Origin of the sequence: Pseudoxanthomonas sp. GM95 (assembly GCF_900109775.1) — a bacterium.
Classification (GTDB): Bacteria; Pseudomonadota; Gammaproteobacteria; order Xanthomonadales; family Xanthomonadaceae; genus Pseudoxanthomonas_A.
The window spans coordinates 1,431,470-1,444,936 of sequence record NZ_FOAX01000002.1 but is presented as its reverse complement, the minus strand read 5'-3'; the positions used below and the strand labels follow the sequence as shown (position 1 = coordinate 1,444,936).

The 13,467-nt window shown below is 66.5% G+C and carries 10 protein-coding genes and 1 tRNA gene; 7 read left to right on the top strand and 4 right to left on the bottom strand.

Annotated elements, in window-relative coordinates; genetic code table 11:
- Positions 1 to 75 precede the first annotated feature (75 nt).
- On the top strand, positions 76 to 1,065 hold the full coding sequence (locus BMZ17_RS14300) for an aldo/keto reductase (RefSeq protein WP_093139195.1): 990 nt from the start codon (positions 76 to 78) through the stop codon (positions 1,063 to 1,065).
- Between the two features lie 56 nt (positions 1,066 to 1,121).
- Here the strand turns inward: BMZ17_RS14300 and BMZ17_RS14295 are convergent.
- From BMZ17_RS14295 to serS, 3 genes are all read right to left on the bottom strand, one after another.
- Positions 1,122 to 1,211: transfer RNA gene (locus tag BMZ17_RS14295), tRNA-Ser, on the bottom strand.
- Positions 1,212 to 1,329: 118 nt separating this feature from the next.
- On the bottom strand, positions 1,330 to 2,316 hold the full coding sequence (locus BMZ17_RS14290) for a LysR substrate-binding domain-containing protein (protein WP_093139194.1): 987 nt from the start codon (positions 2,314 to 2,316) through the stop codon (positions 1,330 to 1,332).
- Between the two features lie 102 nt (positions 2,317 to 2,418).
- The gene (gene serS, locus BMZ17_RS14285) at positions 2,419 to 3,699 is read right to left on the bottom strand and encodes a serine--tRNA ligase (protein ID WP_093139193.1); all 1,281 of its coding nucleotides are present in this window, start codon (positions 3,697 to 3,699) and stop codon (positions 2,419 to 2,421) included.
- A 142-nt stretch (positions 3,700 to 3,841) separates the two neighbouring features.
- Here serS and BMZ17_RS14280 point away from each other — a divergent pair, with 142 nt between their 5' ends.
- The 6 genes from BMZ17_RS14280 to pgaD all read left to right on the top strand — a co-directional run bounded on the left by BMZ17_RS14280 (position 3,842) and on the right by pgaD (position 11,185).
- Positions 3,842 to 4,510, top strand: a complete 669-nt coding sequence (locus BMZ17_RS14280; protein ID WP_093139192.1) for an energy transducer TonB — start codon at positions 3,842 to 3,844, stop codon at positions 4,508 to 4,510.
- Between the two features lie 145 nt (positions 4,511 to 4,655).
- The gene (locus tag BMZ17_RS14275; RefSeq protein WP_093139191.1) at positions 4,656 to 5,213 is read left to right on the top strand and encodes an energy transducer TonB; all 558 of its coding nucleotides are present in this window, start codon (positions 4,656 to 4,658) and stop codon (positions 5,211 to 5,213) included.
- 353 nt (positions 5,214 to 5,566) lie between these two features.
- A complete protein-coding gene (gene pgaA / locus BMZ17_RS14270; RefSeq protein WP_254775307.1) occupies positions 5,567 to 7,612 on the top strand; it encodes a poly-beta-1,6 N-acetyl-D-glucosamine export porin PgaA in 2,046 nt (681 codons plus the stop codon).
- 17 nt (positions 7,613 to 7,629) lie between these two features.
- Positions 7,630 to 9,483, top strand: coding sequence for a poly-beta-1,6-N-acetyl-D-glucosamine N-deacetylase PgaB (pgaB, locus tag BMZ17_RS14265; RefSeq protein ID WP_254775338.1), 1,854 nt, complete (start codon positions 7,630 to 7,632; stop codon positions 9,481 to 9,483).
- A gap of 5 nt (positions 9,484 to 9,488) precedes the next feature.
- Positions 9,489 to 10,745: a poly-beta-1,6-N-acetyl-D-glucosamine synthase gene (gene pgaC, locus BMZ17_RS14260; RefSeq protein WP_093139882.1), complete on the top strand. Its 1,257-nt coding sequence runs from the start codon at positions 9,489 to 9,491 to the stop codon at positions 10,743 to 10,745.
- Positions 10,742 to 11,185: a poly-beta-1,6-N-acetyl-D-glucosamine biosynthesis protein PgaD gene (gene pgaD / locus BMZ17_RS14255; protein ID WP_093139189.1), complete on the top strand. Its 444-nt coding sequence runs from the start codon at positions 10,742 to 10,744 to the stop codon at positions 11,183 to 11,185. The genes pgaC and pgaD overlap by 4 nt, the downstream gene beginning before the upstream one ends.
- Before the next feature lie 45 nt (positions 11,186 to 11,230).
- On the opposite strand, the gene BMZ17_RS14250 is transcribed toward pgaD, so the two are convergent.
- Positions 11,231 to 13,153 (bottom strand): CocE/NonD family hydrolase, encoded by a 1,923-nt coding sequence (locus BMZ17_RS14250; RefSeq protein WP_093139188.1) that lies wholly within the window; start codon positions 13,151 to 13,153, stop codon positions 11,231 to 11,233.
- Positions 13,154 to 13,467 lie beyond the last annotated feature (314 nt).

Below are 13,467 nucleotides of genomic sequence, written 5' to 3'. Positions count from 1 at the left end.
GCATGGGTGGCCAGCTAATCAACGCGCGCCTGCGTTGCTAATTTGGAATCACCCAATACGTAGCGGAGTCCGCGCATGAAAACCCGTCAACTTGGCACCAGCGGCCTGGAAGTCTCGGCCATCGGCTTCGGCTGCATGGGCCTCAATTTCAGCTATGGCCATGCGCTCGAAGACCAGGCCTCGATCAAGCTGATCCGCGATGCCGTCGAGCGCGGTGTCACCTTCTTCGATACGGCCGAGGTCTATGGACCGTTCACCAACGAGGAGATCGTCGGCCAGGCGCTCAAGCCGATCCGTGACCAGGTGGTGATCGCCACCAAGTTCGGCTTCGATATCGAAGGCGGCAAGATGGCCGGCCTCAACAGCCGTCCCGAGCACATCAAGGAGGTCGCCGATGCCTCGCTCAAGCGCCTGGGCATCGAGACCATCGACCTGTTCTACCAGCATCGCGTCGACCCGAACGTGCCGATCGAGGACGTCGCCGGCGCGGTCAAGGACCTGATCGCGCAAGGCAAGGTCAAGCACTTCGGCCTGTCCGAGCCCGGTGCGCAGACCGTGCGCCGCGCCCACGCCGTGCAGCCGGTGGCCGCGCTGCAGAACGAGTACTCGCTGTGGACGCGCGGCCCGGAAAGCAACGGCATTCTTGAGGCCTGCGAGGAGCTGGGCATCGGCCTGGTCGCCTACAGCCCACTGGGCAAGGGCTTTCTCACCGGCGCGATGGGCAAGGACACGCAGCTCAGTGAAGGCGACTTCCGCAAGTTGCTGCCGCGCTTCACGCCCGAGGCGATGGCCGCCAACCAGGCATTGATTGCGCTGATCCAGGACATCGCACAGAAGAAGCAGGCCACGCCCGCCCAGATCGCGCTGGCCTGGCTGCTGGCGCAGAAGCCCTGGATCGTGCCGATCCCCGGCACCACCAAGCTGCATCGCCTCGAAGAAAACCTCCGCGGCGCCGACGTCGAGCTGACCCTGGCCGACCTGGGCGAGATCGAGAACGCTGCGGCCGCCATCAAGATCGAGGGCGACCGCTACCCGCCGCAGCTGATGGCCACCACCGGCCGCTGATCACCCGTTTCAACGCAAAAGAAAAAGCCCCTGCATGCAGGGGCTTTTTGCTGATCTGGCGGAGAGAGTGGGATTCGAACCCACGGTAGGCTTACACCTACGGCAGTTTTCAAGACTGCTGCCTTAAACCACTCGGCCATCTCTCCGGGGAGCTTCCAGCGGCAGCGAGGCGCGGCGGGAAAGCACAACGCCCGGGATTGCTCGCCGGGCGTTGCCATTCTCGCATGTGGCCGGCGCAGGTGCACTGCCCTGCGCGCGCATCGGTCACGAGGCCTGGCGCAGGCCCAGCTCCACCAGGCGGTCCACGCACTTGCCACCGCAGTCCAGGCGCGAATCCTCGATCTGCTGCGGCAGGTGTTCAGCCAGGTAATCGATGAACACACGCACGGCCGGCAGCAGGCCGCGACGCGAGGCGAATACCGCGTGGCAGATGCCCTGCGGCAGCGACCATTCCGGCAGCACCACTTCCAGCTCGCCGCTGCGCACGGCATCGGCGCAGACGGTCTCGGGCAGCATGGTGATGCCGTAACCGTCCTTGGCCATCGCCTTGAGCAGCGGGAAGTCGAAGCCGGCCAGGCGCGGCTGCAGCTCGACGCGGCGCACTTCACCTTCCGGCCCGTGCAGTTCCCAACGCTGGCGCGCTTCGTCCTCGCTCATCGACATGGTGACGTGCTGGGTGAGGTCTTCCGGCGTCTGCGGACGGCCGGCACGCTGCAGGTACTTGGGGCTGGCGACGAGCAGTTCCTGGATCTGGCCGAAGCTGCGCATCACCAGGCTGCCATCGTCATCCAGCTTGGCGCGCACGCGCAGGGCAATATCGTAGCCCTCGTTGATGATGTCCACGCGGCGATTGTTGACGTGCAGCTGCAGGCGGACCTTGGGGTACTTGTCCAGGAAGGCCGGCAGGATCTTGGGGAGCTGCATCTGCGCCACCGCGACCGGCACGCTGACGCGGACCACGCCGCGCGGCTCTGCCGAGAGGCGATCCACCACTTCGCGTGCGGCCTGGGCCTCGGCCAGCATGGTCTGGGCGTGGCGATGCACGCTCATGCCCACGTCGGTGACTGCGAAGCGACGCGTCGAGCGCTGCAGCAGGCGCACGCCCATGTCGGTTTCGAGCTGGCTGATGCGCCGGCTCAGGCGCGACTTGGGAATACCCAGCGCCCGCTCGGCCGCGGCAAAGCCGCCGTGGTCCACGACCATGGCGAAGTAATAGAGGTCGTTGAGGTCTTGCATGGCGCCATCCCGAATCTGGAACGATTCAGGCTATTTAACACCCACATGTTTGCCCGCGCAACGAAAACAGACCAAATCGGGCGGGATTCACCACCCCGCCCGTGGGCCAATCGCGACTCAGGCGATGCGTTCGATGCCGCCCATGTACGGACGCAACGCTTCGGGCACCTCGATGCTGCCGTCGGCCTGCTGGTAGTTCTCCATCACCGCGATCAGGCAACGACCCACGGCCACGCCCGAACCGTTGAGCGTATGCACGCTCTCGGGCTTGCCGGTGGCCGGGTTGCGCCAGCGCGCCTGCATGCGGCGGGCCTGGAAATCCTCGCAATTGGAGATCGAGGAAATCTCGCGGTAGGTATCCTGCGAGGGCAGCCAGACTTCCAGGTCGTAGGTCTTGGCGGCCGAAAACCCCATGTCGCCCGAGCACAGCAGCATGCGGCGATACGGCAGGCCGAGGGTTTCCAGCACAACCTCGGCGCAGCGGGTCATGCGCTCGTGCTCGTCGTAGCTTTCTTCCGGACGGCTGATGGCGACCAGCTCTACTTTCTCGAACTGGTGCTGGCGGATCATGCCGCGCGTATCGCGGCCGTGGCTGCCGGCCTCGGCGCGAAAACACATCGAATGCGCGGTCATGCGCAGCGGCAGCGCGGCGTCTTCGACGATGCTGTCGCGGACGATATTCGTCAGCGGCACTTCCGAGGTCGGAATCAGGTAACGCTTGGTTTCGTTGACCTCGGTCGAGAACAGGTCGTCCTCGAACTTGGGCAGCTGGCCGGTGCCGCGCATCGACTCGGCGTTGACGATCACCGGGACGTTGGTTTCCTGGTAGCCGTGCGGGCCGGTGTGCAGGTCCAGCATCAGCTGCGCCAGGGCGCGATGCAGGCGCGCGACCGGGCCGCGCAGCACGGTGAACCGCGCGCCGGAGAGCTTGGCCGCGGTATCGCCGTCCAGCCACCCGTTGCGCGCGCCGAGTTCGACATGATCCTTGACGCCGAAGTCGAAGTTGCGCGGCGTGCCCCAGCGATGCTGCTCGACGTTGCCGGCCTCGTCCTCGCCCGGCGGCACGCTGGCGTGCGGCAGGTTGGGAATGGCCATGGCAATCGCGTCGATCTGCGCGCGCAGATCATCCAGCTCGATCTCCGAAGCCTTCAGCTCCTCGCCGAAGCCGGCGACCTCGGCCATCAGCGGCGCAACGTCCTCGCCCTTGGCCTTGGCCTGGCCGATCGCCTTGGAGCGCGTGTTGCGCAGGTTCTGCAGCTCCTGCGTGCGCACCTGCAGCTGCTTGCGGCGTGCTTCCAGGGATTCCAGCGCGGACACGTCCAGATCGAAGCCGCGCGTATCGCGCAGGCGTTGGGCAAGGTCGGCGGGCTGGTTGCGGAGCAGGACGGGATCAAGCATGGGAAAGGACAGGTCGCGCGTGGAAGAACGCGGGATTATCGCCTTTTCCGCCCGGCAGCGCCTCACAGCCAGCCGCCGGTCGGGATCGCGCCGACGCGCTGTGCAAGAATCGCAGGCTCCCGTTGCCCGCCCCGCTGCTGCCATGTCACGTGCTCCCTCCCGCGCTTTCACCTTCCGGCTGCCACATCGTGCGTTGTGGATCGCGCTGGGCGCCTTCGCGGCCGGGCTGCTGCTGTTCGGGATCGTGTGGTTGTCCAACCGCAAGGACGACACCTTCTACAGCGTCAAGCCGGCCGACAAGACCGGCGAGGCCGCCGCGATCGATCCCCTGCCCGAGCCGATGACCGCGCAGGACAGCGCCAGCGGGATGAAGGCCCCTTCGGCCGATGCCCAGGCACAAGCCGCCGCCGCGCAGAACGGCGACGGCACCGGCGCCTTCCCCAAGCCGATGCTGGAAGACTCCCCGGAAAACGCCGCCAACGGCGCGCCCGCGCCGAACGTGGCCGCTGCCAACGAGGCACCGCCGGAAGACCGCGTGACCCCGATGCCGATCGACGGCCAGAGCCCGCCGCCGACCTATCCGCAGGCGGCGTTGCGTCGTGGCGAAACCGGCACGGTGATGGTGCGCATCCAGGTCGATGCGCAGGGCAATCCGGGCGGTGTGGCGTTGACCCAGCGCAGCGGCTCGCGCGACCTGGATCGCGCCGCGATGGAAGCCGTGCGCAAGTGGCATTTCGCCCCGGCCATCCGCGATGGCGCGCCAGTCGCCGGCACGGTCGACATCCCGGTGGAATTCAATCTGCAGCGCTGAAGATGCACCGCGTGAATGCGATTTCGCATCACTGAACCACACCGGCGCCGTGCAGACGCGTTTTACCTGCATGTCACGTCATGAAAACGAAATGCGCTCGACACTCCTGCCACACGCCACCCGGCGCTGATGCAAGGAGACACCCATGTCCCGATCGCAGACCGAGATCAACGCAGACCTGCAGCACGATGCCAAGACGCAGCAGGACAAGCCCACCAGCCCGCTCCTGTGGCTGCTGCTGATTGCAGCGGTGCTCGTCGCCGGCGTTTGGTGGTTTGGCAGCAACCGAGAAAGCCAGGCACCGATGACCGCCGATACGACCACCTCCACTCAGGCCGAAGCCGATGCCGCTGCGAGCGCGCAGGCCAGCAAGCCGGCCAAAGCGGTGACCGCACGCAAGGAGACCGCCAGCAGGAAACCCGTTGTGGCCGATCGCGCGCCGTCGCTGATGGCCGGCATGGCCCAGCCGAAGTACCCGCCGAGCGCGCTGCGTGCCGGCGCCGCTGGCACGGTGACGCTGGATGTGCAGGTCGATCCGCAAGGTGAGCCTTCGCAGATCAGCATCGCCCAGCGCAGCGGCAACCGCGACCTGGATCGCGCCGCGTTGAAGGCCGCCAGCGACTGGCGCTTCGAGCCGGCCATGCGCAATGGCAAGGCCGTCGCCGCTGCGGTGAAGGTGCCGGTGGAGTTCTCGGTGCAGTAACACCGAGCCGCGGTGCATGACCTGAGTCGTCGACCCCGGTGCAGCAATGCACCGGGGTTTTTCGTGACGGACATATGCTGAAAAGATCGAGCTGCACCATGCGATGACGCATGCATGGCTCGCCGATGCGCTGCCCGATCCAGTGCGATGCCTGATGGCGTCATTCATCGGCGATCGCAGCGCAAAACATGACTGGGATGTTCAGAAAGTTAGCGATTCAATACATCCCCTGAACACACGCGCCGTCATGTTGCGCCACACAAAGCGATGCCCCCGTCTCGCATTGAGTGTGTCTGCAACATGATTTTGAACACCTGCCTGTCCCTTATTCGCCGCATCCCGGCACGTCCCGCTTGCGGCCGCTGAACCTGCTGCTCCCCCTGGCGCTGATGGGCTTCATCGCCCAGGCCCAGGCGGAGACGACGCAACCGGACGATCCGTTCTTCCCCATCGAGGAGCTGCGCAAGGCGCAGCGCTTCCCTGATGCCTTGCAGGCGATCCAGACGTTGCTCGCGCAGGACCCGGGGAATCGCCGTGCCCTGCGCCTGCAGGTGCTGACCCTGGACGACATGGGCGCCTCGCAGCAGGCCTGGCAGCTGATGCAGGCGCATCCCGAGGATTTCGCGACCTACGAACGCGAGAAGGTCGAAGACGACCGCATCGCCCATCGCATCCGCTGGGGCACGGCCTACGCGGCCGATGAAGTCGATCGCGAAAAGGAAACGCGCAACGCGCTGGCGCTGCTGCGCCAGCTGCAGGACCAGCATCCGCGCCAGACCACGTGGGAAGCCACGCGCCTGCGGGTCGATGCGCTGTCCTCGCTCAATCAACTGCAGCGGCACCAGGAGGTCATCGACGGCTACGACGCGCTCAAGCGCGATCAGATCGACGTGCCGGCCTACATCCTGCCGACCGTCGCCGATTCGATGATGGCGCTGCGCCGGCCGGAAGACGCCAGCGCGGTGCTGCTGACGTACCTCAAGACCAGCCCGGGCGATGTCAACGCGCGGATCCTGCTGTCGTACGCGTGGATCGAGCAGGAACGTTTCGATCGCGCGCTGCCGCTGCTGGAACAGCTCTCGCGCGAACAACCCGCCTGGCCCAGGCGTGAAGGCGCGCTGCGCGGTTACGAGAACTGGGACAAATACAGTGCCGACATGACCCTGGCGATGGCGCGCTCGTTCGCACAGGACAACGCCTCAGCCGAACGCGCGTTGCGGGCGCTGATCGCCATCGGCCCGACCGACTCTGCGCTGCAGGCAGCGCTGGGCGCGGTGGAAGCGCGGCGTCAGCGTCCATCGGCTGCGCTGGAGCGCTACGCGATGGCGCTCACCCTCGACCCGCGCCAGCGCGATGCGCGCTTCGGCCAGGTCGATGCGCTGACCGCACTCAACCGGCCCGACCAGGCCACTGCGGTCCTGTCGGACCTGCGCACGCGGTATCCCGAAGACCTGCGCGGCCCGCGCGCGCAGCGTGCGCTGGACCTGAAGCGTGGCTGGCAGTTCCGCGTCGAGGCCGGCCGCGGCCGCAGCGATGCGCGCGAAGGCGGCACTTCCAATTCACCGCTGGGCAGCCGCGACGGCAGCCTGCTGCTGGAAGCCGATTCGCCCTTGATGGACGACCGCTGGCGCGCCGCGCTGCTGGCGCGCGACGACTGGGCCTCGCTCAGCGGCGAGCACGTGCGGTATCGCGGTGTCGGCGCCGGCATCCGCTATCGCTACGACCGCCTGGGCGTCTCGGTCGATGCGCTGCAGGCCATCGATCGCTACGACCGTGGCGCCACCACGGTGGCAGTCAAGGCCGACTGGCGTTTCAGCGATGCCTGGACCGGCACCGTGGCGGCGACGACCAACGACCCGGAAGCCTCGCTGCAGGCCCGTCGGCTCGGCATCACGGCCAATAGCGTTGGCGTGGGCGCGACCTACGCGCCCAGCGATACCACCGAGATCGCGACCAAGCTCAGCCACTTCCGCTACGACGACGGCAACCGTCGCGACCAGCTCGGCATCGATGCGCGCCAGCGCCTGTCGAGCCAGCCGCATCTGCTGGTCGACGGGCTGGCGTCGGTCTATACCAGCCGCGGCTCCGACGGCGCGGACGCGGCCTACTTCAATCCCTCGCGCGATGCCTCGGCCGCGTTCGGCGTGCGTCTGGATCATATCGGCTGGCGCCGTTACGAGCGCGAGTTCCGCCAGATCCTCGACGTCACCGTCGGGCCGTACTGGCAGGAAGGCTATGGCACCTCGATCGTGCCGGCGATCAGCTATCGACATCGCTGGGCACCGGCCGAAAGTAACCGGCTGGAATACGGCGTGTCGTGGTCCAGGCCGGTCTATGACGGGCGACGCGAGAACCGCGTGTCGCTGGATGTGATCTGGCGCTGGGGGACGGCCGAATGAACCTGTTGAAGACGGCCATGCTGGCCCTGTTGCTTGCCCTAGCCTGCCCCGCTCACGCGCTGGTCGTGCTGGCCTATCACGACATCCGCGACGACGTGGCCGCCAAGGGCGACCCGGATGCGTACGCGGTGTCCGCCGCCAACTTCACCGCGCAGCTGGACTGGCTGCGCGGCAACGGCTACACGCCGGTCAGCGTGCAGCAGGTGCTCGACGCACGTGCAGGCAAGGCGAAACTGCCCGAACGCGCGGTGCTGCTGACCTTCGACGACGGCCTGCGTAGCGTGTACACGCGGGTCTTCCCGCTGCTGCGCGCGTACGGCTATCCGGCGCTGGTAGCGCCGGTCACCGGCTGGGTCGGTTTGCCGCAAGGCCAGGAGATCAACTACGGGCCGCACGAGGTCAGCCACGACGGCTTCGTGACCTGGGAAGAACTGAAGGAGATGCAGGACAGCGGCCTGGTCGAGATCGGATCACACAGCGACAACCTGCATCGCGGCCTGCCCGGCAATCCGCAGGGCAACCAGACGCCGGCCGCGGTCACGCGCGTTTACGCCAACGGCCAGTACGAGACCGAAGGTGCGTATCTGGGCCGCGTGCGCGCCGACCTGCAGGCCAGCCGCGATGCCATCGCCACGCACCTGGGCAAGGCCCCGCGCGTGATGGTGTGGCCGTACGCGGCCTACAACAGCGAGACCAACGGCATCGCCTCCCAGCTGGGCATGACGCTGTCCTTCGACCTGGAAGGCCGCAGCGATAACGCCGACCTGGCCTTGCAGGGCCAGCAGCAGCTCGACGGCCGGCCATTGGGCAGCCTGGGGCGCCTGCTGCTGTTCAACAATCCCGATGTCACCGACCTGGCGCGCGAGCTGCGCCGCGACCTGTCGCTGGACGGCATGCGCGCGATGCAGATCGACCTCGACTATGTCTACGACCCGGACCCGGCGCAGACCGAGCGCAACCTGGACATGCTGGTCCAGCGCGTGCGCGACATCGGGCCGAGCCATGTGTTCCTGCAGGCCTTCGCCGATCCCGATGGTGATGGTGCGGCCGATGCCGTGTACTTCCCCAACCGGCACATGCCGATGCGCGCGGACCTGTTCAACCGCGTCGCCTGGCAGCTGCGCACGCGCGCCGGGGTGAAGGTGTTCGCATGGCTGCCGGTGCTGGGCTGGAAACCCCCGGCCGGCGTAGTCCCGGATGACGCCCGCATCGTCGGCCGCGATCCCAAGGATGTGCCGCGCCTGGATCCGCGTCGCCCGCAGGTGCAGCAGCTGGTCCAGGACGAATACGAGGACCTGGCCGCCAACGCGCACTTCGACGGGCTGCTGTTCCATGACGATGCCTATCTGCGCGACGACGAACTGCCCGACCTGGGCCACGGCGATCCCGCCTTGCGCACCAAGCTGCTGATCGACTTCACCCATCGCCTGACCCACGCCGCGCAGCGCTGGGCGCCGCGCTTGGTGACGGTGCGCAACCTGTTTGCCGAACCGGTGCTGCGGCCGGAGAGCGAGGCCTGGTTCGCCCAGCGCCTGGATGCCTTCCTGGAGGCCTATGACTACACCGCGCTGATGGCGATGCCGCAGATGGAAAACGCGCGTGATCCCAAGGCCTGGATGGCGCAGCTTGTCGAATCCGTCAAAGCCCATCCGAGCGGACTGCAGAAGACGCTGTTCGAACTGCAGACCGTGGACTGGCGCAACGGCAAGCCGATCGCCGGCAAGGCGCTGCAGGCCCAGGTGCGTGCACTGACGGCTGATGGCGTACGCCATATCGGCTACTACCCTGACGACTTCCTTGGCAACCAGCCGAAGCTCGAAGACGCGCGTGCGGCGATGTCCGCACGCCAGTTCCCCTACCTGGAGCCCTGATGCTCATGGTCTCCAATTTTTCGTTGATCACGCTGCTGTTCAATTTCGCGTTTTTCTACCCGATCATCATGGCGTTCTTCTGGATGGTCGGCGGCACCTACTACTACCTGCGCCGCGAACGCGGCCATCGCCGCCCGGAAGACCCGCCGCCGCTGCGTGAGACGCCGTTCGTCAGCGTCCTGGTGCCCTGCTACAACGAAGCCGAGCGCATCGCCGAGACCATCGCGGCGATTGCCGGCCAGGAATATCCGGACTTCGAAATCATCGCCATCAACGATGGCAGCACCGACAAGACCGCCGAGGTCCTGGACGATCTGGTCGAACTGCATCCACAGCTGCGCGTCGTGCACCTGGAGGGCAACCACGGCAAGGCCAACGCCTTGCGCGTGGGCGCGCTGGCATCGCGTTCGGAATACCTGGTGTGCGTGGATGCCGATGCGCTGCTGGACCCGCATGCCACGCGCTGGATGGTCGGCCACCTGATGGACGGCCCGCGCGTGGGCGGCGTCACCGGCAACCCGCGCGTGCGCAACCGCACCACCCTGCTCGCCCGCATGCAGGTCGGCGAGTTCTCTGCGATCGTCGGGCTGATCAAGCGCGCGCAGCGCACTTATGGACGCCTGTTCACCGTATCTGGCGTGATCTGCGCGTTCCGCAAGACCGCGCTGCATCGGGTCGGCTTCTGGTCCGATCACATGGTGACCGAGGACATCGATATTTCCTGGCGCCTGCAGCTGGACGCGTGGGACATCCGATACGAGCCCAACGCGCTGTGCTGGATCCTGATGCCCGAAACCCTGGGCGGCCTGTGGAGCCAGCGCCTGCGCTGGGCCAAGGGCGGCGTCGAAGTGCTGCTCAACCACGGCAAGAGCGTGCTGTCCTGGCGCAAGCGCCGCATGTGGGGCGTGCTGGCCGAATACGCACTCAGCCTGACCTGGGCGTACGTGATGCTGGCGATCTTCGTGCTGTGGGTGCTGGGCAACTTCATCGCGCTGCCGCCGTCGCTGTACGTGGACACCATCCTGCCGCGCTGGCATGGCCTGGTGCTGGCGGTGGTGTGCATGATGCAGTTCGCCACCAGCCTGCTGATCGAACGCCGCTACGAGCGCGGCCTGTCGCGTCACTTCTACTGGGTGATCTGGTATCCGCTGGCGTTCTGGGTGATCGGCATGCTGACCGCGGTGATCGCCGTGCCCCGCACGCTGGCCGCACGTCGCGGGCAACGCGCCCGCTGGACCAGCCCTGACCGAGGTGTCCGATGAACCCGCCGCTGATCGAACGGCCCGACAAGGTGAGCCGCGCGCGGCGCACCGTGTGGGGCGCCCTCACCGCGATCCTGTGGATCGTCTACGCCTATCTGTGGGTGCCGCTGATCACGCTGATTGCCTGGATCCTTGGCGCGCGCACGGCCTGGCAGCGGCTGTACCTGGAACAGAATGCGGTCGATCCCTTCATCCTGGCCGCCTTGCCGGTCATCGCCCTGGTCTGCGGTTTGCTGCTGATCGGCTGGGCCGAATACAACCGCACGCGCTTCTCCGACGCTGACAAGCGCAAGCGGCGCAAGGACGTGGCCGACGACGCCGTCGACGATCGCCTCGGCGCACCGCATCCGGTCGCCGATGCGCTGCGCACCCACCGCATCGTCACCGTCCGCCTGGACGGCGACGCGCACCCGGTGGGCGCGCGCGTGCTGGTCGATTGACTTGCATCGCCACGCCAGCGTCCCGGCTGGCGTGGCGTATGGCGCTTACTCCACCGGCAGGCTGATGAAGCTCGGCTGCTGCGGGGTGTGCCAGATGCGCTGCGTGGCCTTCTGGTAGTCGCCGGGCTTGGCGAAGAAGATGTTGTCCACGTAGGTCTGCGGATTGCGGTCGTACAACGGGAACAGGCTGGACTGCACCTGCACCATGATCCGATGGCCCTTCTTGAAGGTGTGGTTAGCGTTGGGCAGGTCGAAGTCGTAGGCCAGCGTGGCGTTCGGCGTGATGGCCTGGGGATGCTCGAAGCTTTCGCGGTAGCGGCCGCGGAAGATCGTCAGCGCCACCGGCAGCTCATAGCCACCCATCTGCGGATCCGAAGCCACTTCATCCGGACCCACGTCGATCAGCTTCACTACCCAATCGCTGTCGCTGCCACTGGTCGAGGCCTGCAGGTTGACCTGCGGACGCCCGGCGATCTTGACGTCTTCGGTCAGCGGCGCGGTTTCGTAGGTCATCACGTCCGGACGGCCATCGACGAAGCGCTGGTCGTGCACAAGCCATGTGGTCCACATGCTGCGGTCGGAAAAATCCACCGGACGCGGCACGAACGGCACCGGCTTGGCCGGATCGGACACGTACTCGTCGTACTCGGCCGCGCCTGCAGTGGGCGCCTCGAAGGACAGCTTGCCGCCAGCCTGCAGGTACAGCGACTTCGGCTTGGCCTTGCAGCCTTCGGCACACACCTGCGGCCAGGACTTCAGGCGATCCCAATGGTTTTCGCCCGTGTTGTAGATCAGCACCGGCGGCGTGTCGGCCTTGGGCGCGCCGTCCATCAGGTACTGGTTGAAGAACGGCAGCAGCACATCGCGGCGGAACTGCAGCGCGGTGTCGCCATCCCACTTCAGCGCGCCCAGGTTGCTGCCGTCATAGTTGACCTGGCTGTGGCGCCACGGGCCCATGACCAGGTAGTTCTTGTCGTTGCCCTTGTCACGCGCTTCCATCGCTGCGTAGCTGTGGTTGGCGCCCCACATGTCTTCCTGGTCCCATAGGCCCTGCAGCCACATGGTCGGCACCTTGATCGGCGTCTTGGCCATCACCTTGTCCAGCGCCTGGCCCTGCCAGAACGCGTCGTAGGCGGCGTGTTCGGTCAGCTTGTGCCACCACGGCAGCTGGTCCAGCCCCGCCGCCTTGGCGTAGTCGCCAGCCGAACCGGCCCGTAGGAAGTTGCTGTAGTCGTCATAGCCTTCGCGCGCGATCGCACTGCCCTTGCCACGCTTGGTCAGCTGGCCGGTGAAGTAGTCGAAATTGATCTGGCGAAACGCGCCATAGCTGAACCAGTCATCGCCCATCCAGCCGTCGACCATCGGACTCATCGGGTTGGCCACCTTCAGCGCCGGGTGCGGGTTGGTCAGCGCCATCACCACGGTGAAACCCTCGTACGACGAGCCCAGCATGCCGACCTTGCCGTTGGACTCATGCACGTTCTTGACCAGCCAGTCGATGGTGTCCCATGCGTCGGTGGCGTGGTCGACATCGGTGCCGTTGAGCGGTCCTTTCAGCGGCCGGGTCATGACGTAGTCGCCTTCCGAGCCGTACTTGCCGCGGATGTCCTGGATCACGCGGATATAGCCGGCGTCGACGAACACCTCGTCGCCCTGCGCCAGCAGGTCGCGCATGTGCGGCGAATCCATCCGCGAGGTGCGGCCATCGGCGTTGTACGGCGTGCGGGTCAGCAGCATGGGCGCGTGGGTGGCGCCCTTGGGAATCACGATGACGGTGTGCAGCTTGACCCCATCGCGCATCGGGATTTCCACCACGCGCTTGATGTAGTCGTTGGCCGCGTCCGCTGCGACAAAGGGTTTGCCGGTGATGTCCGGCGTCATCGGCGCGGTCTGCGCCAGCGCGGTCATCGGCAGGGCTGCGGCAAGCAGCAGGGACAGCAGGGAAGGACGCAGCGGCGCGTGACGCATCGTGGGCAGGCTCCAGGCAGATGACGGAACCGACAGTCTATGCGGGAGTTTGGCCGGTAGGCACCTGGACTGATGGCACCCCTGCACACTTTTCTGCTTGGCAGGCCGCCTCAAATCAAAAGCTTTCGTGCCGCTTCGCGGCCCGACCTACTTTCTTTGCTTGTGCAAAGAAAGCTAGGCAAAGAAGCGCTTTTCCACAGACGCATGTCTGGTCAACACACTCCGGGCGGCACGCCCGCTTCGCGGGTTTGCTACGGGACGAGGGATTTTTGGATGGGACATCCTGTCCCGTCCAAAAACGCCGCACATCCTTG

Bases quoted from the DNA above. Each gene is read 5' to 3' on its own strand.
- BMZ17_RS14300 (WP_093139195.1), top strand. From the start codon at position 76: ATGAAAACCCGTCAACTTGGCACCAGCGGCCTGGAAGTCTCGGCCATC.
- serS (WP_093139193.1), bottom strand. From the start codon at position 3,699: ATGCTTGATCCCGTCCTGCTCCGCAACCAGCCCGCCGACCTTGCCCAA.
- BMZ17_RS14280 (WP_093139192.1), top strand. From the start codon at position 3,842: ATGTCACGTGCTCCCTCCCGCGCTTTCACCTTCCGGCTGCCACATCGT.
- BMZ17_RS14275 (WP_093139191.1), top strand. From the start codon at position 4,656: ATGTCCCGATCGCAGACCGAGATCAACGCAGACCTGCAGCACGATGCC.
- pgaB (WP_254775338.1), top strand. From the start codon at position 7,630: ATGCTGGCCCTGTTGCTTGCCCTAGCCTGCCCCGCTCACGCGCTGGTC.
- pgaC (WP_093139882.1), top strand. From the start codon at position 9,489: ATGGTCTCCAATTTTTCGTTGATCACGCTGCTGTTCAATTTCGCGTTT.
- pgaD (WP_093139189.1), top strand. From the start codon at position 10,742: ATGAACCCGCCGCTGATCGAACGGCCCGACAAGGTGAGCCGCGCGCGG.
- BMZ17_RS14250 (WP_093139188.1), bottom strand. From the start codon at position 13,153: ATGCGTCACGCGCCGCTGCGTCCTTCCCTGCTGTCCCTGCTGCTTGCC.